19 protein-coding genes are annotated in these 22,111 nt (G+C 73.3%); 9 read left to right on the top strand and 10 right to left on the bottom strand.

Annotated features, from left to right (window positions below; translation table 11 throughout):
• Nucleotides 1–184: 184 nt before the first annotated feature.
• The 3 genes from nirD to ALMP_RS14700 are packed head-to-tail and all read right to left on the bottom strand — an operon-like array spanning nt 185 to nt 4,362.
• On the bottom strand, nt 185–544 hold the full coding sequence (gene nirD, locus ALMP_RS14710; protein WP_264927789.1) for a nitrite reductase small subunit NirD: 360 nt from the start codon (nt 542–544) through the stop codon (nt 185–187).
• A complete protein-coding gene (nirB, locus tag ALMP_RS14705; protein ID WP_264927787.1) occupies nt 541–3,150 on the bottom strand; it encodes a nitrite reductase large subunit NirB in 2,610 nt (869 codons plus the stop codon). Before nirB ends, nirD begins: the two co-directional genes overlap by 4 nt.
• Nucleotides 3,151–4,362: an NAD(P)/FAD-dependent oxidoreductase gene (locus ALMP_RS14700; protein WP_264927785.1), complete on the bottom strand. Its 1,212-nt coding sequence runs from the start codon at nt 4,360–4,362 to the stop codon at nt 3,151–3,153.
• A 226-nt stretch (nt 4,363–4,588) separates the two neighbouring features.
• On the opposite strand from ALMP_RS14700, the gene ALMP_RS14695 reads away from it, so the two are divergent.
• A complete protein-coding gene (locus ALMP_RS14695) occupies nt 4,589–5,374 on the top strand; it encodes a sulfite exporter TauE/SafE family protein (protein WP_264927783.1) in 786 nt (261 codons plus the stop codon).
• A 46-nt stretch (nt 5,375–5,420) separates the two neighbouring features.
• Here the strand turns inward: ALMP_RS14695 and ALMP_RS14690 are convergent, their stop codons facing one another.
• The 3 genes from ALMP_RS14690 to ALMP_RS14680 form a co-directional block, all read right to left on the bottom strand.
• The gene (locus ALMP_RS14690) at nt 5,421–6,038 is read right to left on the bottom strand and encodes a class F sortase (protein ID WP_264927781.1); all 618 of its coding nucleotides are present in this window, start codon (nt 6,036–6,038) and stop codon (nt 5,421–5,423) included.
• A gap of 120 nt (nt 6,039–6,158) precedes the next feature.
• Nucleotides 6,159–6,686 (bottom strand): hypothetical protein, encoded by a 528-nt coding sequence (locus ALMP_RS14685; RefSeq protein WP_264927779.1) that lies wholly within the window; start codon nt 6,684–6,686, stop codon nt 6,159–6,161.
• Between the two features lie 271 nt (nt 6,687–6,957).
• The gene (locus tag ALMP_RS14680) at nt 6,958–7,395 is read right to left on the bottom strand and encodes a gamma-glutamylcyclotransferase family protein (protein ID WP_264927845.1); all 438 of its coding nucleotides are present in this window, start codon (nt 7,393–7,395) and stop codon (nt 6,958–6,960) included.
• Between the two features lie 276 nt (nt 7,396–7,671).
• Here ALMP_RS14680 and ALMP_RS14675 point away from each other — a divergent pair, with 276 nt between their 5' ends.
• The gene (locus ALMP_RS14675) at nt 7,672–8,400 is read left to right on the top strand and encodes a DUF6215 domain-containing protein (RefSeq protein WP_264927777.1); all 729 of its coding nucleotides are present in this window, start codon (nt 7,672–7,674) and stop codon (nt 8,398–8,400) included.
• Between the two features lie 48 nt (nt 8,401–8,448).
• On the opposite strand, the gene ALMP_RS14670 is transcribed toward ALMP_RS14675, so the two are convergent.
• Both ALMP_RS14670 and ALMP_RS14665 read right to left on the bottom strand, forming a co-directional pair.
• Nucleotides 8,449–9,222 (bottom strand): maleylpyruvate isomerase family mycothiol-dependent enzyme, encoded by a 774-nt coding sequence (locus tag ALMP_RS14670; RefSeq protein WP_264927775.1) that lies wholly within the window; start codon nt 9,220–9,222, stop codon nt 8,449–8,451.
• Between the two features lie 182 nt (nt 9,223–9,404).
• Nucleotides 9,405–11,489, bottom strand: coding sequence for a molybdopterin oxidoreductase family protein (locus ALMP_RS14665; RefSeq protein ID WP_264927772.1), 2,085 nt, complete (start codon nt 11,487–11,489; stop codon nt 9,405–9,407).
• 336 nt (nt 11,490–11,825) lie between these two features.
• Here ALMP_RS14665 and ALMP_RS14660 point away from each other — a divergent pair, with 336 nt between their 5' ends.
• From ALMP_RS14660 to ALMP_RS14650, 3 genes are all read left to right on the top strand, one after another.
• Nucleotides 11,826–13,343 (top strand): amino acid adenylation domain-containing protein, encoded by a 1,518-nt coding sequence (locus tag ALMP_RS14660; protein ID WP_264927770.1) that lies wholly within the window; start codon nt 11,826–11,828, stop codon nt 13,341–13,343.
• Nucleotides 13,340–14,587: a hypothetical protein gene (locus tag ALMP_RS14655; RefSeq protein ID WP_264927768.1), complete on the top strand. Its 1,248-nt coding sequence runs from the start codon at nt 13,340–13,342 to the stop codon at nt 14,585–14,587. Before ALMP_RS14660 ends, ALMP_RS14655 begins: the two co-directional genes overlap by 4 nt.
• A gap of 67 nt (nt 14,588–14,654) precedes the next feature.
• Nucleotides 14,655–15,422, top strand: a complete 768-nt coding sequence (locus ALMP_RS14650) for an enoyl-CoA hydratase-related protein (protein ID WP_264927766.1) — start codon at nt 14,655–14,657, stop codon at nt 15,420–15,422.
• A 121-nt stretch (nt 15,423–15,543) separates the two neighbouring features.
• Here the strand turns inward: ALMP_RS14650 and ALMP_RS14645 are convergent, their stop codons facing one another.
• Entirely contained in the window at nt 15,544–15,843 is a 300-nt protein-coding gene (locus ALMP_RS14645) for a hypothetical protein (protein WP_264927764.1), read from the bottom strand.
• Nucleotides 15,844–16,014: 171 nt separating this feature from the next.
• A complete protein-coding gene (locus ALMP_RS14640) occupies nt 16,015–16,692 on the bottom strand; it encodes a vancomycin high temperature exclusion protein (protein WP_264927763.1) in 678 nt (225 codons plus the stop codon).
• A gap of 263 nt (nt 16,693–16,955) precedes the next feature.
• Between ALMP_RS14640 and ALMP_RS14635 the strand changes: the two genes are divergently transcribed.
• From ALMP_RS14635 to dnaG, 4 genes are all read left to right on the top strand, one after another.
• Entirely contained in the window at nt 16,956–17,849 is an 894-nt protein-coding gene (locus ALMP_RS14635) for a sirohydrochlorin chelatase (RefSeq protein ID WP_264927761.1), read from the top strand.
• Nucleotides 17,850–17,951: 102 nt separating this feature from the next.
• Nucleotides 17,952–19,223 carry a deoxyguanosinetriphosphate triphosphohydrolase gene (locus ALMP_RS14630; protein ID WP_264927759.1) on the top strand — a complete coding sequence of 424 codons (1,272 nt, stop codon included), beginning with the start codon at nt 17,952–17,954 and terminating at the stop codon, nt 19,221–19,223.
• Nucleotides 19,224–19,390: 167 nt separating this feature from the next.
• On the top strand, nt 19,391–20,656 hold the full coding sequence (locus tag ALMP_RS14625) for an NAD(P)/FAD-dependent oxidoreductase (RefSeq protein ID WP_264927757.1): 1,266 nt from the start codon (nt 19,391–19,393) through the stop codon (nt 20,654–20,656).
• A gap of 29 nt (nt 20,657–20,685) precedes the next feature.
• A partial coding sequence (gene dnaG / locus ALMP_RS14620) for a DNA primase (protein ID WP_264927755.1) occupies nt 20,686–22,111 on the top strand: 1,426 nt, incomplete at its 3' end.

Below are 22,111 nucleotides of genomic sequence, written 5' to 3'. Positions count from 1 at the left end.
TGCCGGGGGGTGCCCCCGGTCGGTGCCGGCACCGGCACGGGATCGGGGGCGGCGGCCTGGACGCCGTGGTCCGGCTCCCGGCGGTCCCGCACCGCACCGGCCCGGCCGGGTCCGCGCCACGGTCGGCGAGACCGTTGCGGACCACGACACCGGGCCGGCGGTGAGGGAGCCGGGGCGGCGGCCGTCAGGCCGTCCGCACCTCGTAGGTGGCGACGCGTACCGTCTCGTCGTCCAGGCAGCGGCCGTCGAGCAGGTCGAAGCGCTGCTTGAGGAGGGGCGAGGCCACGAACGGGCGGCCCTGGTGACTGCCGATCAGCCCTCGGGAGAGGACCGCGGCGCCGCCGAAGGGGTCGCGGTTGTCGATCGCGTACAGCTCGCCCTTGCGGTCGCGGAAGAGGGCGACCTGACGGCCGTCGGGCAGCAGGGCGGCGACGCCCCGGCCGGGGACGAGCCGGTTCAGGTCGCAGACGGTGAACCAGTCGCCTTCCGGGGAGTCCAGCCTCAGCTGGATCTTCAGGTCGGTCGTCTCGGGTGCCAGGGTCATCGCTGGGCGCTTCCTTCCAGGACTTCTTCGGCAGGTCGCATGCCGATGGACAGCAGCGGCAGGTCGGGCTTGATCTGGTCCCGCTCGGGGACGAAGCCGACGACCGGGTCGGGGGTGTCCGGCGCGTTGACGAAGGACACGAACCGGGCGAGCTTCTCGGGGTCGTTGATGGTGGTCGCCCACTCGTCGGCGTAGTTCGCGACGTGCGCCGCCATCAGCGACTCCAGCTCCTCGCAGATGCCGAGGGAGTCCTCGACGACCACGTCGCGGACGTGGTCCAGGCCGCCCGGGATCCGCTCCAGCCAGGTCGAGGTCCGCTCCAGACGGTCGGCGGTGCGGATGTAGAACATCAGGAACCGGTCGATCAGCCGGACCAGCTCGGCGTCGGACAGGTCCTGGGCGAGCAGGTCCGCGTGGCGCGGGGTGGCGCCGCCGTTGCCGCCGACGTACAGGTTCCAGCCGTTGGCGGTGGCGATGACGCCGAAGTCCTTCGACTGGGCCTCGGCGCACTCGCGCTGGCAGCCGGAGACCGCCGACTTCAGCTTGTGCGGGGAACGCAGGCCCCGGTAGCGCAGCTCCAGGTCGATCGCCATGCGGACGGAGTCCTGGACGCCGTAGCGGCACCAGGTCTGGCCGACGCAGGACTTCACCGTGCGCAGCGCCTTGCCGTAGGCGTGGCCGGACTCGAAGCCGGCGTCCACCAGGCGGGCCCAGATCAGCGGGAGCTGCTCGACGCGCGCGCCGAACATGTCGATCCGCTGGCCGCCGGTGATCTTCGTGTAGAGGCCGAAGTCCCGGGCGATCTCACCGATCACGATCAGGCCCTCGGGGGTGATCTCACCGCCGGGGATGCGCGGCACGACCGAGTAGGAGCCGTTCTTCTGGAGGTTGGCGAGGAAGTGGTCGTTGCTGTCCTGGAGGGCGGCCTGCTCACCGTCCAGGACGTAACCGCTCGCGCCGATGGTCGGGGCGAGGGAGGCGATGATCGAGCCGACCGCCGGCTTGCAGATCTCGCAGCCGTCGCCGCCCCGGGCCTCGTCGCGGCCGTAGCGGTCCAGCAGGTCCTGGTAGGTGTTGATGCGCAGGGCGAGGACGATCTCGTACAGCTCCTCGCGGGTCTGGGAGAAGCAGCCGCACAGGCCCTTGTCGACGACGACGCCGTTCGCCTCCAGTTCGGCGGTGACGAGCTGGCCGAGGACCTTGACGCAGCTGCCGCAGCCGGTGCCGGCCTTGGTGCACTTCTTCACCTCGGGCACCGTGGTGCACTGGTGGTCGGTGACCGCGCCGCGGATGGTGCCCTTGCTGACGTTGTGGCAGGAGCAGATGATCGCGTCGTCGGGGAGCGCGGACGGGCCGAGCTGGGCGCCCGCGCCGGCCCCGGCGGGCAGCACCAGGGACTCCGGCGCGACCGGCGGCACGGAACCGGTGAGCGCGCGCAGCGTGCCGTAGGCCTCCGCGTCGCCGACCAGGATGCCACCGAGCAGCGTGCCGTCGCGGCCTATGACCAGCTTCTTGTACAGGCCGGCCCGGGAGTCGGAGTAGACGACGTCCAGGCAGCCGTCGGCGGTGCCGTGCGCGTCACCGAAGGACGCCACGTCCACGCCGAGCAGCTTCAGCTTGGTGGACAGGTCGGCGCCGGTGAAGGCCGCCTCGTCGGCGGCGATCGTCGCGGCGGCCGTCTCGGCCTGCTCGTAGCCCGGCGCCACCAGGCCGTACACCCGGCCGTCGGCGGCGAGCGCGCACTCGCCGATCGCGAACACGTGCGGGTCGGAGACCGTGCGGCACTGCTCGTCGACGGTGATGCCGCCGCGCTCGCCGACCGCCAGGCCGCAGTCGCGGGCCAGCTGGTCGCGGGGGCGGACACCGGCGGAGAACACCACCATGTCGGTGGCGAGTTCGGAGCCGTCGGACAGCTTCATGCCGGTGACCGCGCCGGACTCGTCGGTCACGATCTCCTGGGTGCCCACGCCCGTGTGCACGGACAGGCCCATGTCCTCGATGGTGCGCAGCAGCGCCGCGCCGCCGCCCTCGTCGACCTGCACCGGCATCAGCCGCGGCGCGAACTCCACGATGTGGCTGGTGAGTCCGAGGCCCTTCAGCGCGCCCGCGGCCTCCAGACCGAGCAGACCGCCACCGACCACGGCACCGACCTTGGCCTTCGCCTTCGCGTACGCCTCGATCGCGAGGAGGTCCTCGATCGTGCGGTAGACGAAGCAGCCCTCGGCGTCCTTGTTGGGGACCGGCGGCACGAACGGGTAGGAGCCGGTGGCCAGCACCAGGACGTCGTAGTCGACGACCAGACCGGAGCGGGCCGTCACCTTGCGGGCCTCGCGGTCGATGGTCTGCGCCGGGTCGCCGACGTACAGCTCGATGCCGTGGGTCTTGATGAACTCCATGTCGGTCATGGAGAGGTCCTCGGGCGTCTTCCCCGAGAAGTACGAGGTGAGCTGGACGCGGTCGTACGCCGGACGCGGCTCCTCGCACAGCACGACCACGCGGTGCGTGGCGGTCAGGCCGCGCTCGGCCAGCGCTTCGAGGAAGCGCTGGCCGACCATGCCGTGGCCGACGAGCACGATCGTGGGGGTGGCCCCCGGGGTGGCGGTCATTCAGAGGCCTCCATCGTTGGTGAGCAGGTGGAGCAGAGGGCCGTTGTCGGGGAGCGGCTCTGCTCCCTCCCAGGCGCGGGCGAGCGCGCCGACCGTGCCGAGTTCGCCGACGAGCACCCCGCCGACCAGACGGTCGTCGCGGACGACGACCTTGCGGTAGGTGCCGCGGGTGGCGTCGGCGAGCTGCACGACGTCGTCGCCCGGGCGCGCCTCGGTCTCGCCGAACGCCGCGAGGTCGAAGACGCCGTTCCCGGCGAGGGTGAGCCGGGTGAGGGCGCGGGTGCCGCGGTAGCGGGCGTCGGCGTCGCCCGCCAGCACCTCGGCCAGCACCTCGGCCTGTTCGAGGGCGGGCGCGGCGAGGCCGTAGACGTTCCCGTCGTGCTGGACGCAGTCGCCGATCGCCCGGATGTGCGGGTCGGAGGTGCGCAGCTCGTCGTCGACGAGGACGCCCTTGCGGACGGCGAGCCCCGCGTCCCTGGCGAGACCGACGCGCGGGTGCACCCCGCAGGCCAGCACCACCAGGTCGGCGTCGAGGGCGTAGCCGTCGGCCATCTCCACCGAGCGGACCGCGCCGCCGACGCAGCGCACGTCCCGCACCCGGCACTCGGTGTGCACCTCGACCCCGAGGTCCTTCAGGTGCCGCAGCACGAGCCCGGAGGCGCCCGGGTCGAGCTGGCGCTCCATGAGCCGCTCCGACTGCTGGGCGAGGACGACCTGCGCGCCGCGCGCGGCCAGCGCGCGGGCGGCGGACACCCCGAGCAGCCCGCCGCCGATGACGACGGCCCGCACGCCCGGCCGTACGGCCTTCGACAGGCCCAGGCAGTCGTCCATGGTCCGGAACGCGTGCACGCCCTCGGGCAGCACGTGGTCGGGGGTGAACAGGCCGCGCAGCGGGGGCAGCACCGGGTTGGAGCCGGTGGCCAGCACCAGCGTGTCGTATGCGATCTCCGAGCCGTCCGCGCAGGCCACGGTCCGCCGCTCGCGGTCGATGCCGGTCACCCGGGCACGGACCAGACCGGCGGGCGCGGGCAGCGCGATCACCTCGGGGGCGTACCGGCCGGCCAGCACTTCGGCGAGCAGGACCCGGTTGTACGGGCGGTGCTCCTCGTCGCCGACGAGCAGCGCGGGCATGCCCAGCTCACCGAGCCGGCGGGCGAGACGTACGCCCGCGAGGCCGGCGCCGATCACCACCACACGCGAATTCGAGGTCATGTCGTCGAGCGTGCGATGCGGAGGTTACCCGGTCGCATCACGGTTGTTTCCCGCGAGGAACGCTGCCCTCAGCGGGGGCGGGGGCGGTGTGTGAGGGCCGGGGGAGCGGGGTGCGGGACCACGAAGAAGGTAATGGGAGGAGGGGACCGGCTGTTGAGGGGGCACATCCTCAGAAGAGGCTCAGGTCGATGGACGGGGCATCCATCCCCTCCCTAGGGTCATGATCATGCCCGACATCTCCCTGACCATGATGGCCGTCCTGTGCCTCGCGGCCCTCGCGGCCGGCTGGATCGACGCGGTGGTGGGCGGTGGCGGGCTCCTGCTGCTGCCGGCGCTGCTGCTCGGGCTGCCGGCCGGCACCCCGGCCGCGCACGCGCTCGGCACCAACAAGGCGGTCGCGATCGTCGGCACCACGGGCGCGGCCATCACCTACGCCCGCAAGGCGCCGGTGGACGTGCGCACCGCCGTCCGCATCGGCCTGGCGGCGCTCGCCGGCTCCTCGGCCGGGGCGTTCTTCGCGGCCGGCATGAGCACCGAGGTGCTGAAGCCGGTGATCATGGTGGTGCTGCTGGGCGTGGCCGCGTTCGTGATCCTGCGCCCGTCCTTCGGCACCGCCCCCGCCGCCGGTCCGGCCGGCCCCCGCCGCGTCCTCGCCGCGATCGGCCTCGCGGGTCTCGGCATCGGCTTCTACGACGGCCTCGTCGGCCCGGGCACCGGCACCTTCCTCGTGCTCGCCCTCACCGCCGTCCTCCACCTCGACCTGGTGGCCGCCTCCGCCACCGCCAAGATCGTCAACTGCTGCACCAACGCGGGCGCCCTCGCGATGTTCGCCTGGCAGGGCGCGGTCCTGTGGCAACTGGCCGCGCTGATGGCCGTGTTCAACCTGGCCGGCGGCACCCTGGGAGCACACACCGCGCTGAAGAAGGGCAGCGGTTTCGTCCGGGTCGTCCTGCTGACCGTGGTGCTGGCCCTGGTGGCGAAGATGGCGTACGAGCAGTGGATCGCCCAGTAGGCGTCCTGTGCACGGCGACCGGCGGCAGGGCCCGGAAGAGGTTCGGTCAGCGGCTGCCGGTGAGGTGGGCGAAGACCACCACGTTGCCCCGGTATCCGGTGGCCCGGGAGTAGCCGCCGCCGCAGGTGATGACCCGTAGTTCCGGGCGGGGTGCCGCCCCGTACACCTTCCGGTCGGGGAAGTCGCGTGCGTCGTACACCTCGACCGCGTCCACCGTGAACACCGCGACACGGCCGTCGCGTCGGTCGACCTCGATCGTGGAGCCCTTGCGGAGCGCGCCGAGGTCGTAGAAGACGGCGGGGCCGTCCGCGTTGTCGACGTGGCCGGCGACGATCGCGGTGCCGCGTTCGCCGGGGGTGGTGCCGGCCTCGTACCAGCCGGCGAGGTTCGTCCGCTCGGCGGGCGGGACGTCGAGGCTGCCGGAACCGGTCAGGCCCAGGCCCGTCAGGGGCGCGTCCACGCCGATCGACGGGATGCGGACGCGGTCGGGCGGGGAGGGCGGCAGCGCGGGGGCCGCGTGCGCGGCGGCGGGGTCCGGGCGGGCCTGGGCGGCGGACGGCTGCGGCGGGGGGTGCGGCGCGGCGCCGCTGTGCAGCAGCCACGCGCCCGAACAGAGGGCGGCCACGGTGATGGCGGCTATGGCGGTGTCGGCGATCGCGCGCACGGCGACTCGCCCCCTCTCTGTGTGAGCGGTCCCCGTACCCCCCTCCGGGCCGCGAGGGGCGTCGGACCCGGAGGGGGAGGGGACATGCGGTACCGGCGGACGGACAGCGGAGGGTGCCCGTCAGATCCCGTCGCCTCTCGCCCGGCGATGCAGGAGCCAGGTACCGCCCGCGGCGGCGACGGCGAGAGCCGCCACACCGGCCGCGGTCCGCACGGGGTCGGGGCCCAGAGCGCCGCCGACCCCCGTCTTCACACTTCCTCGTGGATACACCTGCTGCGGGGCGGTGGTCAGCGTGACCACCAGGTCACCGGTGACCTTCAGCCCGTCCTTCGCGCAGTGCGCGACGATCTCGTACGTTCCCGGGTGCGCGCTCGGCGGCACCTGGAACCGCCCGACCGCCTCGCCCTCGTGCGCGCCGGGCGCGAGCGTGAGGCGTCCGGCGCCGACCGCACCCGCGTCGCCCGCCGCCGCGCCGTGCCCGCAGGCCGTCGTCGTGACGGTGACCCGGTCACCGGGCACCACGGTGGACGGCGACACCTCGAGTCCGCCGGTTGCCGGGCCGGCGCCGTGAGCGGGCCCGACGAGCCCGACGGCGGCGGCGACGGCGAGCGTGGTGCCGGTCAGCAGACGGGCGGCGGTACGTCGCATCGATGCTCCTCCGAGCGTGTCGAGGGGCGGCCCGCGGCACCCCCGTGCCGCTGCGTCGGTCGCGCCCCTGCCCTACCGAGGTAAGTGGCACCGGCCCGAGCGCGCTTCCTGAAGGGACGTCAGAAAGGGGATGAACGGGTGTCAGGAAGCGGTGTGGGGCAGGCTCGGGGCAGGCGGTTTCAGCAGGTCACGCCGCTTCGGCCGGGACCCTCCGGAAAAACCCGCGAGGACCGGTGAACGGGTGACCACCACACGCGGCACCGCCCACCGCTCACCCCCCGAGCCGCTCGTGGCCCCCGAGCCCCCCGCGCTCCCTCCAGTCCCCGCTCTCGATCCGTTTCCCCCGTTGCCGTAGTCGTGTCGCCACCGTGGGGGCCGCGAGGTACACCCAGGCGCGGACCGGCTCTCCGTCGGTGCCGCGCAGGACCTCCCGCGCGGTGCGCTCGTACAGGTTGCGCGGGTCGCCCGGTCGGTACTCCTCCAGGCGGTCCAGTTCGGTGAGCAGCCGTCCGTAGGTCTCGGGGAGGGGCACGACCAGGTCGCCGGCCACGACCCCGCCCGCTTCCTCCACGGCGTAGGGGTAGCCGGGCCCGTCGTACAGCACCGCGTCCCGCAGCCGGGCCGGCCCTTCGGCGAGGGTGCGGCCGCGCAGGAAGAGGTCGTGGTTGGGCTCGCCGGGGCGGAGGGTGCCGTAGACGAAGAAGGGCATTTCGAGGGCGCTCACGGAAACGATTTTCTCCTCTCACCCCACCCCCACGTCCGGCTATGGACATGACACGCCTCGCACCGCCGGCACGGAGTGCGACGCGGTGGCGCCGACGTGGAGCGCCGGTGAATGCGAACGGACCGGCCATCCGGTGATTACCGGCGGGTAAACCCGCTTCCCCGCCGGACCGATCACCCGTTAGGCTCCCCCGGCGCGCGTGACCGACGTGCGCCAGGGGGAGTCGGAGTGTTCCGGCCTGACCAGGGGGTACCGGCGGTAATGGCGGACGTTTCGGAAAGACCCGCGGCGTCCGGGGGGACGCCGAACGCCTGGGGCCAGGCCATTGCGGCATTGGTCGTGGTGGGGGCGCTGGGCGGCGGACTGTGGGCGCTTCAGAAGTCGTCCGGGGAGGACGCCGCGACCGCGCTCTCCTGCTCCAAGCCGACGCCCTCCGCGTCGGCCACGGCGTCCGCGCCGGCGACCGCGGGCAAGAAGAACGTGGAGTACCTCACCGGAAACCAGCTCTGCCGGGTGCTGAACCGCCCGGACCTGCCGACGCTGCTCGGCACGCCGGGGGAGAAACCGAAGTCGCTCGGCAGCGCCGACGACGGCATCTCGTTCGGCAGCGACGCGCCCAGCCCCAAAGCGGACGTCGCGCTGACCACGTACACCGTGCAACTCTCGGCGGCGTACGACGACGAGCCCGTCACCGGGCTGGCCGACCTGCTGGGCGCCACCGCACAGGAGCGGACCGTCCTCGGTCGCCCGGCGGTCCTCTACTCGACCGGGACCATGGGCTTCAGCTTCAGCACCGGCGGCGACAAGACGGAGAGCCTCCCCAGCCATCCGGCCCGCAGCCTGGTGATCGCGCGGGACCCGAAGGACGGCGGCGGCTCCTACGAGATCGCCATCTGGCGCCAGGACTCCGCACCGCCCGACGACGCGACGCTCCTGCGCGTCGCGGAAACGGTGCTCCCCACGATCCCGGGCTGGACGCCCGCCTCCTGATGACCCACCGGGCTGCCCGGGCCGACAGATGCGTCACACATGCGCGTTCTACGCGTTCGGGTCCCAGTCTGCGAGCTGCTCCATCGGCTCGGTGTCGCCGGTGTTCTCCAGGGCGTCGAGCGGGACGCGCTCGTAGAAGTAGAGGACCAGTTCGCTCGCTGCGCCTCGCATCACCATGTCGCCCGGCTCCGCGTCGGCGGCGAGGTCGTCGCAGCGGACGCCGTCGGCGTTGAGGGTCAGGCGCCAGGAGCGGCCCTCGGTCGCGTGCAGGTCGATGGTCGCCGGCTTGAACGGCCAGGGGACGGTCGTCGCCGCGACGGTCGTCAGGAACTCGTCGACGCCCTCGACCGCGACGTCCGTCGGCAGCGGCTGTGCGGCGCCCTGGGTGAGCTGGACGTCGTAGGTGTGGACGGCGATCTCCTGGATCTGGTGCCGGGCCACGGCTCCACTGGTCTCCGGGGCCTGCGAGCGGCCCCACCAGGTCCAGCAGCCGCGGTCCGGGCCGGCCTCGCGCAGCGCGTCGAGCATGAGCTCGGTCGACTCGGCGAGCCAGGCGTCCAGGGCTTCGCGGTCGCGGGGCGCGGTCGGGGCGCCCTTCGGGTCCGTTCTCGCCGGGGGCTCAGCGCCCGGGCCCGCCGCGACGATGGCGGCCTGGCGGCGGCGGCCGTCACCGAGGTGCTGCGCCAGTTCGCGCAGGGTCCAGTCCGGGCAGGTCGGGACCTGGACGTCGAGGTCGGGGGCGGACGCGAGCGCAGCGCGGAACGCGGCAGAGCGGTCTTCGATCAGCCGCAGGACCTCGGGGAACTCCAAGATGTTTCGCACGGCGGTTTGTATCACGGCGCTCCGGCCGCCGGGTAACGAATTTGTCGGACGAACGCGTCGACGGCCGGGCGGAGCGCCGACGTCGGCGCCGAAGCCGTCCTGGTCACTCCCGGCAATCCGCACCCCTGGCCGATGCCGGCGGCCTGAGCGGTGTGTGCGGCCCGGCGGCGCCGGGACAGCCCCTAGGACGACGCGTTCTCCACCCGCACCGCGCACACCTTGAACTCCGGCATCCGCGAGGTCGGGTCCAGTGCCGGGTTGGTCAGGGTGTTGGCGCGGCCCTCGCCGGGCCAGTGGAAGGGCATGAAGACGGTGTCGGGGCGGATGCCGGTGGTGATGCGGGCGGGGGCCACGGCCCGGCCCCGCCGGGAGACGACGGCCACCGGGTCGCCCTCGGCCGCGCCGAGGCGGGCCGCGAGGCGGGGGTGCAGTTCGACGAACGGGCCGGGCGCGGCGGCGTTGAGCTCGTCCACGCGGCGGGTCTGGGCGCCGGACTGGTACTGGGCGACGACCCGGCCGGTGGTGAGCAGGACGGGGTAGTCGTCGTCGGGTTCCTCGGCGGTCGGGCGGTGCGAGACGGGCACGAACCGCGCCCGGCCGTCCGGCGTGGCGAAGCGGTCGAGGAAGAGGCGGGGGGTGCCCGGATGCGCGTCGTCGCCCTCCAGCGCGGGGCACGGCCAGAACACGCCGTTCTCCTCCGCGAGCCGGCGGTAGGTGATCCCGGAGTAGTCCGCGGGCCCGCCCGCGGACGCCCGGCGCAGCTCCTCGAAGACCTCCTCGGCGTCGGTCGGGAAGCCCTTCTCCACGCCCAGCCGGGCCGCCAGCTCGCGCATGACCTCCAGGTCGCTGCGCACGCCCTCCGGCGGGGTCAGTGCCCGCCGCCGCAGCAGCACCCGCCCCTCCAGGTTGGTCGTGGTCCCGGTCTCCTCCGCCCACTGGGTGACGGGCAGCACGACGTCCGCGAGGGCCGCCGTCTCCGACAGCACGACGTCACAGACGGCAAGGAAGTCGAGGGACTTCAGGCGCTCCTCGATGTGCGCCGCGCGCGGCGCGGACACCACCGGGTTCGACCCCATCAGCAGCAGGGACCTGATGTCGGTTCCCAGCGCGTCCAGCAGCTCGTAGGCGCTGCGGCCCGGTCCGGGCAGCGAGTCGGGGTCCACTCCCCACACCGCGGCCACGTGCGCCCGCGCCGCCGGGTCGTCCAGCTTGCGGTAGCCGGGCAGCTGGTCGGCCTTCTGGCCGTGCTCGCGTCCGCCCTGCCCGTTGCCCTGCCCGGTCAGGCAGCCGTACCCGGACAGCGGGCGGCCGGCCCGCCCGGTGGCCAGGCACAGGTTGATCCAGGCGCCCACCGTGTCGGTGCCCTTGGACTGCTGTTCGGGTCCGCGCGCGGTGAGCACCATCGCGGCCTCCGGCTCGCAGAACATCCGTACCGTCTCACGGAGCTGTGGAACGGACACCCCGGTGATCCGTTCCACGTACTCGGGCCAGTGGGCCATGGCGGCCGCCCGCGCCTCCTCCCAGCCGGAGGTCCGCTCCCGCACGTACTCCTCGTCGACCCGTCCCTCCGCGACGACCAGGTGCAGCAGCCCGAGGGCCAGCGCGAGGTCGGTGCCCGGGCGGGGCATGAGGTGCAGGTCGGCCTGCTCGGCGGTCTTCGTGCGCCGCGGGTCGACGACGATCAGCGTGCCGCCGTTCTCCTTCAGCTCGTTGAAGAAGCGCAGCGACGGCGGCATGGTCTCCGCGAGGTTCGAGCCGACCAGGATCACACAGCCCGTCCTCGGGATGTCCTCCATCGGGAACGGCAGCCCCCGGTCCAGCCCGAACGCCTTGATGCCGCCCGCCGCCGCGGACGACATGCAGAACCGACCGTTGTAGTCGATCTGCGAGGTGCCGAGCACCACCCGCGCGAACTTGCCGAGCGTGTACGCCTTCTCGTTGGTCAGCCCGCCCCCGCCGAACACCCCGAGCGCGTCCGGCCCGTGCTCGGCGCGGACGCGCGCCAGCTCCCCCGCGATCCGGTCGAGCGCCTCGTCCCAGGTGGCGGGCACGAGCGTGCCGCCGGAGCGCACCAGCGGGGAGGTCAGCCGCACCCGGGAGGAGAGCACCTCCGGCGCCGTACGGCCCTTGCCGCACAGCGCCCCCCGGTTCACCGGGAAGTCGGCGCGCTCGGTCACCTCGACGCCCCCCTCCGGCGTGGGCGACAGGTTCATCCCGCACTGCAGGGCGCAGTACGGGCAGTGGGTGGGCGTCGAGGTGGTCTGCATGCGCTTCAGCGTGCTTCGGCCGTGTTACGCGTCGTGCGGTGTCCTGTTACGGCGGTGTGGTGGTGACCTCCCCGGCGGAGCCCGCCCGGCGTGAGGCACACGCCGACCCATCCTTGAGTCGTCGCCGGCCGGGGCGGAAGTTGCCTCAGTGACGCAACTCGCCACATGTGACCGATTCCGTTTCGTAGTTGGCCGGTCACAGGTGGTTGAGGATTGAAGGGTCGCTACTACAGTCGTTCCTCCGCACGGCCCCGCACGGCGTTCGAAACCCCGGGCATGCCGCCGTTCCCCGGCCATGTCACCGATGCTCGAAGCAGCCTGGAGGTCCTCCTCATCATGCCTCTGCGTCACCTCACCCCTCATGACCAGCGGCTTTTCCACAGGTACGGCCATGGCCCGGCCGTCCCCGTCCCGGATCCGCTGGTCCACCGCGCCGTCGAACGGCACGCCAGGGCCGCCCCGCACTCCGTCGCCGCCGAACACCAGGGCGCGACCCTCACCTACGGCGAGCTGAACCGGTACGCCGACGCCGTCGCCGCCCGCCTGGCCCGCGAGGGCGTCGGGCCCGGCGACCACGTCGGCCTCTTCGTCCGCCGCTCGCTGCCGATGCTGGTCGGCCTGCTCGGCATCCTGAAGGCGGGCGCCGCGTACGTCCCGCAGGACGTGGGCCTCGCGCCGCCGGCCCAGCTCGCCCACGTCGTCCGCACCGCCGCTCTCCGTGTCGTCCTCACCCAGGCCGAGCACGCCCCCCGCGTGCCGCGCGGCCCCCGGGTGATCGCCCTCGACACGCCGCTGCCGTACGAACCGGTGGGCCCGCTGCCGGCCCCGTCGCCCGACGACGGCTGCTACGTGCTGTTCACCTCCGGCACCACCGGCCGCCCCAACGGTGTGAAGGTCACCCACCGCAACGTCGCCAACATCCTGCTCACCGAGCCCGGCGGACTCGGCATCCGCCCCGGCGACCGGGTGGCGCAGCTGCTCAACATCGCCTTCGACATGGCCGCCTGGGAGATCCTCGGCTGCCTCGCCCACGGCGCCACCCTGGTCGTGCGGGGCAAGGACATCGCCCCCGCGGCCCGCACCGCCACCGTCCTCGTCGCCACCCCGACCGTGCTGTCCGGCATCGACCCGGCGGCCTGCCCCCGGGTGCGCGCGGTCGCCGTCGCCGGGGAGCCCTGCCCCCGTCCGCTCGCGGACGCCTGGGCGCGCCGGGCCGCCTTCCACAACTGCTGCGGCCCGACGGAGACGACGATCGTCAACACCATGGCCCGGCACGACCCCTCCGCGCCGCTCCTGACCATCGGCCGCCCCACCCCCAACAACACCGTCTACGTCCTCGACGCCGACCGCCGCGCGCTGCCCATCGGCGAGGTCGGTGAGATGTGGGCGGGCGGCGACTGCGTCTCGGCCGGCTATCTCGGTGACGACGAGCTGACCGCCGAGCGCTACGCCCCCGACCCGTTCCTGGGCGGCGGCCGCCGTATGTTCCGCACCCGCGACCTCGGCCGCTGGACGCCCGACGGGCAGCTGGAGCACCTCGGCCGCACCGACGACCAGGTGAAGGTGCGCGGCTTCCGCGTCGAGCTGGACTCGGTCTCCTCGGTGCTGGAACGCCTGCCGGGCTGCTCCCGCGCGGTGACCCTGAAACGCGACGACCGCACCCTGGTCTCCTTCGTCTGCCCGGCCGAGGTCGACCCGGAGGCCGCCCGGCACGCGGTCGCCGAGGCGCTGCCGTACTACTGCGTCCCCGAGAGTGTCATGCCCCTGTCATCACTGCCGGTGACCGACCGCGGCAAGATCGACAAGCAGACACTGCTCCGGCTGGCCCACGAGCGCACGGCGGTGGCCCGGTGACCACCTCCCTCGACCGGCGGGCCGTCGAACTGCCCCCGCTCACGTCCGCCCCGCGCCGACTGTTCAAGCACCCCCGCCTGATGCACTACAACCGCCTGGCCGCCCTGGTGCTGCTCACCAACGCGGGCCTCGCCTGGGCGCGCTGGCCCCTGTCCGACCGCACGCTCGCCCACGCGGCCCTCGCCAACCTCGCGCTCGCCGTGCTCGTCCGCCAGCAGTACGTCATCAACCTCTTCTTCCGGCTGGCGACCTCCGCCCCGACCAGTTGGCCGCTGCGGGTCCGCTGGACGCTCGGCAAGGTCTACCACTTCGGCGGACTGCACGTGGGCGGGGCGCTGGCGGGGTCGGCGTGGTTCCTGACCCTCACCCTGCGCACCACCGACGGCCCCCGGGCGGCGGTCGGCTGGGCCCTGGTCGCCCTCCTGGCGGTCATCGTCGCCACCGCCCTGCCTCCCTTCCGCGCCCGCCACCACGACCTCTTCGAGCGGATCCACCGCTTCGGCGGCTGGAGCGCCCTCGCCCTGTTCTGGACGCACACCCTGCTGTCCGCGCCGGGCCCGGTCCCGGTGGCCGTCCTCGCCGTCGTCACCTTCAGCGTCGCCCTGCCCTGGCTGCGGCTGCGCAAGGTCGACGTACGGACCGAACGCCCCTCCCCGCACGTCGCGCTGGCCCGCTTCGACCACGGTGAGACGCCTTTCGCCGGCTCCTCCACCGCGATCAGCCGCAGCCCGCTCAAGGAGTGGCACTCCTTCGCCAACGTGCCCACACCCGGCGAGTCCGGCTTCCGCCTCACCATCTCCCGGGCCGGCGACTGGACGGGCTCCTTCATCGACGACCTGCCCGCCAAGGTCTGGGTGAAGGGCATCACCACCGCCGGCGTCGCCAACATCGAGGTCCTCTTCAAGAAGGTGGTCTACGTGGCGACCGGCAGCGGCATCGGCCCCTGCCTGCCCCATCTGCTCGCCGCCGAGGTGCCCTCCCGCCTGGTCTGGGCGACCCGCGACCCCCGCGCCACCTACGGAGACGCCCTCGTCGACGAGATCCTCGCCGTCCAGCCGCACGCCGTCGTCTGGGACACCTCCCGCCGCGGCAAGCCCGACATGGTGCGCCTCGCGTACGCCGCGTACCGCGACTTCGGGGCGGAGGCCGTGATCTGCATCTCCAACAAGAAGCTGACCTGGCAGGTGGTGCACGGCCTGGAGCGGCGCGGGATTCCCGCGTACGGCGCGATCTGGGACTCGTAGCACTCACGATCCGTAAGGCCCGGAAGATCTGTAAGGCCCGGAAGATCCGGAAGGCCCGGAGGGGAAGATGAACAATCTGAAGCTGGAGCGCGCGGGCGGGGTCGTCACCGTCCGGCTGCACCGCCCGCACGTCCTCAACGCGCTCGACTCCGAACTGCTCGCCGAACTCCTGGAGGTACTGGTCCCCTTGGACCGGGACCCGGACGTCGGCTGCCTGGTCGTCACCGGCTCCGAGCGGGCCTTCGCCGCCGGGGCGGACATCGGGGAGATGGCGGGCAAGTCGGCCGTGGAGATGGTGGCGGAGGACTACTTCGGCGCCTGGGAGGAGTTCGCCGACCTGCGCACCCCGACGATCGCGGCCGTCCAGGGCGTCGCCCTGGGCGGCGGCTGTGAGCTGGCGATGATGTGCGACCTGGTGATCGCGGGGGAGTCCGCGGTCTTCGGCCAGCCGGAGATCAAGCTCGGCGTGATCCCCGGGATCGGCGGCACCCAGCGGCTGACCCGCCTGGTCGGCCGGGCGAAGGCGATGGACCTGGTGCTGACCGGCCGCACGATGGACGCCCGGGAGGCCGAGAGCTGCGGCCTGGTCTCCCGGGTGGTGCCCGACGAGCGGGTGCTGCCGGAGGCACTGGAGGCGGCGGCGACCATCGCGTCGTACGGCCGCACCGCCGTCCGCGCGGCCCGCGACTGCGTCGACCGTGCCCTGGAGAGCGGCCTGCGGGACGGCATCCGCTACGAACGCCGGGTGTTCCACGCCCTGTTCGCGACCGAGGACCAGAAGGAGGGCATGACCGCGTTCCTGGAGAAACGCGCGCCGGTCTTCCGGGGCCGCTGACGGGCGGGGGCGGGAACGGCCGCTGACGGCAAGGGGGGCGGGAAAGGCCGCTGACGGCAAGGGGGCGGGAACGGCCGCCACCGTTCCCGCCCCCCGGTCATCCGTTCAGCCGGTCATCCGTTCAGCACTCGTCGTACGCGTAGTACGGCACGTCGCCCGGCTCCAGGCCGATCCGCTCGGTCCGCAGGGCGCCGATCTGGATGCAGTCCGGGTCCCAGCCGTCGACCTCGACGCTGGCGGAGATCACGTGGTTGCACTCGTTGTAGATGTCCGCCCACCCGGCGCCGTACCCCCTGAGCTTGGCGCAGCCCGGTTCCCTCGCCTGCGCGGTGGCGGCCGCCGACGCGGTCGTCATGGCGGCCGGCGCCATGAACATCGCCGCCGCCACGGCGGTGACGCAGACCTTGCGCAGTCCGGTCATGAAGTGTCCCTTCCCCGAGATCGCGGCGGACGGTCCGATCCGCCGCCGCACACCGAGGACACTATGAGTAACCGTGCGATCACGGTCGGTTCCGGAGGTGTTTTTCATACCCTAGGGTGAAATGAGCGCGTCAAACCCGGATCCGAAGAATGTCCGTATCCGTCCGACCGTCTATTCGGCCGTGGCCAACGCCTGCCGCACCCCCGGCTCCTTCGGCCCCAGGAACCGTGGATCCGGCTCGAACAGCGCGTCCAGCGCCGCCTTCCCCGCGGCGAAGATCTCCCGCGCGCCCCCGTAGTACCAGGTCACGTCGTGCTTGGCGGCCACGCCGACGCCGTACGACTCGACGCCCGCCGCCCGGCACAGCGCCACCGCCCGGCGGACGTGGAAGTCCTGGCTGATCAGGACGGCCCGGTCCACCCCGAAGATCTTCTTCGCCCGGACGCAGGAGTCCCAGGTGTCGAAGCCCGCGTAGTCGCTGACGATCCGCCCGTCCGGCACACCGTGCTCGGTGAGGTACGTCCGCATCGCGTCGGGCTCGTCGTAGTCCTCGCGGCTGTTGTCACCGGTGACGAGCACCACCTCGACCCGGCCCTCCCGGTACAGTTCGGCCGCCGCGTCCAGCCGGTGCGCGAGGTACGGCGACGGCTCGCCGCGCCACAGACCGGCACCGAAGACGACGGCGACGTCGGTGCGCGGCGCGTCCGCCGTGGTGCCCAGCGCGTCCGCCGTCGACACGAACAGCCAGGTCGCCGGCAGCAGCCCCAGCACGCACCCCGCCATCACGCCCTGCACCAGCCGCCGCCACCCCGCACGGGTGCGCGGCAGCCGCGGTCGACGGATGTCCATCAGGCGTCCCCCCGGTCGATGTCCCCTACGGCCTGGGAAGACGCGGCGCGCGCCGATCCGGTTCACGCCCGCGCGCGTCACCCGGATCACACCCCACCGCGCTCCCCTGAGAGCCCCACACCGCTCCCCGAGACCCCCGTGCCGCTCCCCGGGAGCCCCGGATCGCACCTCACACCGCCGCCACGCGCGCCGTGAACCCCCGGAAAAAATACTCGTGACGGCCGCGCAACGGGGAGGCAACCTCGGGCCGTCAGGATCGGGGCATGACGGCGTCGACCTCCTTGTACGACGAGTCCGACCCCCGCCCCGGCAGCCCGCTGCCCGGCGGCGCCCACCTCGACAGTACGGCGCACCTCATGAACCGGATCAGCTCCCAGCTCGCCAGCCAGCTCAGCCTCGTCTCCCGCGAGGGCCGCCGGCGCCCGGGTCCGCCCGCGCTCGTCGTCGTCGCGCACGGCAGCCGTGACCCGCGCGCCCTGAGCACCGTCAGCGCCCTCCTCGACCGCGTCCGCGCCCTGCGCCCCGGCCTGCCGGTGCACCTGGGGCACATCGAGCTCAACGAGCCCTTGCTGACCGACACCCTCGCCGCCCTCGACGCGGCGGGCACGGCCGACGCCGTCCTCGTGCCGCTGCTGCTCAGCCGCGGCTACCACGTCAAGCGGGACATCCCCGAGATGGCCGCCGAGGTCGGCGTACGCACGCACCTGGCCGCGCCGCTCGGCCCGCACCCCCTGCTGGTGGAGGCCCTGTACGCGCGCCTCGTCGAGGCCGGCTGGCGCACCCCGAGCGAGTCCGAGCGCCGGACGAGCGCCGTCGTCCTCGCGGCGGCCGGCTCCCGCGACCCCGACTCGGCCGTCGACACCCGCCGCACGGCCCAGTTCCTCGCCGAGCGCCTCGGCGTCCCGGTCGTCCCCGCCTACGCCACGACGGCCACCCCGACCGTCCCCACGGCCATCCGCGCTCTGACCGCCCGGGGCCGTCACCGCATCGCCGTCGCCTCCTACTTCACGGCCCCCGGCCGCTTCGCCACGGAGTGCGCCGACCTGGCCCCCTGGATCGCCTCGGCCCCCCTCGGCACCCACGAGGCGATGGCCCGCCTGGTCCTGCACCGCTTCGACCAGACGCTGGCGACCGCCACCGCAAGCACCGCGGCCTGAGCGACGACCACCACGGGCCCCACTGCTCGCGCGCGCCCGCCACGGACGCCCCGGCGGCAGGGCGGGCGCCCATCCGTGCCCGGCCCCGCTTAATGTCGGACCATGGAAGGCACACCCCCCACCGCCTACGACCCCACGTCAGTGGCCCGCTGGGCGCCGGAGCCGGACAAGCGGCCCGGCCGCACCGCCTTCCAGCGTGACCGCGCCCGCGTCCTGCACTCCTCCGCGCTCAGACGCCTCGCCGGCAAGACCCAGGTCGTCACGCCCGGCGCCAGCGACCAGACCTGGGACGCCGCCCCGCGCACCCGCCTGACCCACTCCCTCGAATGCGCGCAGGTCGGCCGGGAACTCGGCGCGGCCCTCGGCTGCGACCCCGACCTGGTCGAGGCCGCCTGCCTCTCCCACGACCTCGGCCACCCGCCCTTCGGCCACAACGGCGAACAGGCACTGAACGACTTCGCCCGGGACTGCGGCGGCTTCGAGGGCAACGCCCAGTCCCTGCGCCTCCTCACCCGCATCGAACCCAAACGCTTCACCGCCGAGGGCTCCGTCGGCCTGAACCTCACCCGCGCCACCCTCGACGCCGCCACCAAGTACCCCTGGCCGCGCGGCGCCCACCCCACCGACCCCGGGTCCGTGAAGTTCGGGGTCTACGACGACGACCGCCCGGTCTTCGACTGGGTCCGCGAGCACGCCCCCGGCCCGCGCACCTGTTTCGAGGCGCAGGTCATGGACTGGTCCGACGACGTCGCCTACTCGGTGCACGACGTGGAGGACGGCCTGCACGCCGGTCACATCGACCCCAACTGCCTGCACGCCGAGCCCGAGCGCCAGGAGATCTTCGCGGTCGCCGTCGGCCGGTACACCCCCGCCGGCACCGACCCGGCCGAACTCGCCGCCGCCCTCGACCGTCTCCTGGACCAGGAGTGGTGGCCGCACGGCTACGACGGCACCGCCGTGGCCCAGGCCCGCCTCAAGGACGCCACCAGCCAGCTCATCGGCCGCTTCTGCCTCGCCGCCGAGGGCGCCACCCGCGCACGCCACGGCTCGGGCCGGCTCACCCGCTACGGCGCCGAGCTCGTCGTACCGCGCGAGACGCGCCTGGAGTGCGCGGTGCTCAAGGCCGTCGCCGACCGGTACGTCATGCAGCGCGCCGAACAGGCACGGCTCCGCGCCGACCAGCGCGTCGTCATCACCGAACTGGCCGAGGCGCTCACCGCCCGTGCCCCCGACGGTCTCGACCCCCAGTTCCGCGCGCTCTTCGACCGGGCCCCCGACGACCGGGCCCGCAAGCGTGTCCTGGTCGACCAGATCGCCTCCCTCACCGACACCTCCGCCCGCTCCCTGCACGCCCGCCTCACCGGACTCAGGTGACAGAAGGGGCGGCCGGGGCACAGGGGACCGAACGGGCCCGAACGGGACACGCCGGGGCCTGATCGGCCACGTCCTCTTCCCCCCTCCCGCCCCGTGCGGGACGCTCAGTGGCGGCACCGCAGCGTTCACTGGGGGGACACCCCCAGGACCCCCGTAGGAGGCATCACGTGGTCGACGCGGACCAGACATTCGTCATCGTCGGAGGAGGCCTGGCCGGCGCCAAGGCGGCCGAGACGCTCCGCGCGGAGGGCTTCACCGGTCGCGTGATACTGATCGGCGACGAACGCGACCACCCCTACGAGCGGCCGCCGCTGTCCAAGGGCTTCCTGCTCGGCAAGGAGACCCGCGAGAGCGTCTTCGTGCACGAGCCCGCCTGGTACGCGCAGAACGACGTCGAGCTCCACCTCGGCCAGACCGTCGACGCGATCGACCGCACCGCGAAGACGGTCCGCTTCGGCGACGACGGCACCGTGGTCCACTACGACAAGCTGCTCCTGGCCACCGGCGCCGAACCCCGCCGCCTGGACATCCCCGGAACCGGCCTGGCCGGCGTCCACCATCTGCGCCGGCTCGCGCACGCCGAGCGCCTCAAGGGCGTCCTGGCCGCCCTCGGCCGCGACAACGGCCACATCGTGATCGCCGGCGCCGGCTGGATCGGCCTGGAGATCGCGGCGGCGGCACGCGTGTACGGCGCCGAGGTCACCGTCGTCGAACCGGAACCGACCCCCCTGCACGGCGTCCTCGGCCCCGAGCTGGGCAACGTCTTCGCGGAGCTGCACCGTGAGCACGGCGTCCGCTTCCACTTCGGCGCCCGGCTGACCGAGATCGTCGGCCAGGACGGCATGGTCCTCGCCGCCCGCACCGACGACGGCGAGGAACACCCGGCGCACGACGTCCTCGCCGCGATCGGGGCCGCCCCTCGCACGGCCCTGGCGGAGGCGGCGGGCCTGGAGCTGGCCGACCGGGCGCACGGCGGCGGCGTCGCCGTGGACGCCCGGCTGCGCACCTCCGACCCCGACATCTTCGCGGCCGGCGACGTCGCGTCGTTCCCGCTCCGCCTGTTCGACACCAGCCTGCGCGTCGAGCACTGGGCGAACGCCCTCAACGGCGGCCCGGCCGCCGCCCGCGCGATGCTCGGCCAGGACGTCACCTACGACCGGGTGCCCTACTTCTTCACCGACCAGTACGACCTGGGGATGGAGTACAGCGGGTGGGCGCCGCCGGGGACGTACGACGAGGTGGTGATCCGCGGCGACGCGGGCAAGCGGGAGTTCATCGCGTTCTGGCTGAAGGACGGACGGGTCCTCGCCGGGATGAACGTGAACGTGTGGGACGTCACCGAGCCGATCCAGGAGCTGATCCGTTCCTCGGCGCGGGTGGACACCGACGCCCTGGCGGACCCGCACGTGCCGCTCGAAAGTCTGGCCCCATAGCTGTCGGTCCGCCCCCGTAGACTTCACGCGTGGCAGGACGGATCAACGACGAGGACGTGAAGGCGGTACGGGACGCGGTCCCGATCGACGCCGTGGTGTCCGAGTACCTCCAGCTGCGCAACGCGGGCGGCGGCAACCTCAAGGGGCTCTGCCCGTTCCACGACGAGAAGTCGCCGTCCTTCCAGGTCAGCCCCAGCAAGGGCCTCTTCCACTGCTTCGGCTGCCAGGAGGGCGGCGACACCATCACGTTCGTGATGAAGGTCGACCACCTCACCTTCTCCGAGGCCGTCGAGCGCCTCGCCGCCCAGGCCGGCATCACCCTGCGGTACGAGGAGGGCGGCTACAACCCCTCCCACCAGCGCGGCGAACGCATCCGCCTGGTCGAGGCCCACAAGATCGCCGCCGAGTGGTACGCGGAACAACTCGCCACCGGCCCCGAGGCCGACACCGGCCGGATCTTCCTCGCCGAGCGCGGCTTCGACCAGGCCGCCGCCGTCCACTTCGGCGTCGGCTACAGCCCCCAGGGCTGGGACCACCTCACCCGCTACCTGCGCGGCAAGGGCTTCAGCGACAAGGAACTGATCCTCTCCGGGCTCTCCCAGGAGGGCCGTCGCGGCCCCATCGACCGCTTCCGCGGCCGGCTGATGTGGCCCATCCGCGACATCGGCGGCGACGTCGTCGGCTTCGGCGCGCGCAAGCTCTACGAGGCGGACACGGGCCCCAAGTACCTCAACACGCCCGAGACGGCGATCTACAAGAAGTCCCAGGTCCTCTACGGCATCGACCTCGCGAAGAAGGAGATCGCCAAGAGCTCCCGCGCGGTCGTCGTCGAGGGCTACACCGACGTCATGGCCTGCCACCTGGCCGGCGTCACCACCGCCATCGCCACCTGCGGCACCGCCTTCGGCAGCGACCACATCAAGATCCTCCGCCGGCTGCTGATGGACAACGGCTCCGCGCGGGTGATCTTCACCTTCGACGGCGACGCGGCCGGCCAGAAGGCGGCCCTGCGCGCCTTCGAGGACGACCAGAAGTTCGCCGCCGAGACGTACATCGCGATCGCCCCCGACGGGATGGACCCCTGCGACCTGCGCCTGGCCAAGGGTGACGACGCCGTCGCCGACCTGGTCGCACCCCGCACCCCGCTGTTCGAGTTCGCGCTCCGCCAGATCGTGAGCCGCTACGACCTCGACACCCCGGCCGGTCGCGCGGCGGCGCTCGACGAGGCCGCCCCGGTCGTCGCCCGCATCAAGAACAGCGGCGCCCAGCACGAGGTCGCCGTGCAGCTCGCCGGCATGCTCGGCATCCTCGACACCCAGTTCGTCGTCAAAAGGGTCGGCCAACTGGCCCGTTGGGCGCGGGAACGGGGCGGCAAGCCCGGCCCGGCGCCGGGCCGCGGCCCGCGGCAGCCGTACGAGCCCGCCCCCCGCCCCGCCGCCCCCGGCCCGTCCCTCA

Source organism: Streptomyces sp. A012304 (genome assembly GCF_026008495.1).
In the GTDB taxonomy this organism is placed as follows: Bacteria; Actinomycetota; Actinomycetes; order Streptomycetales; family Streptomycetaceae; genus Streptomyces.
Note: the sequence above shows the minus strand (reverse complement) of the source record. Positions and strands in the feature narration are given on the sequence as shown.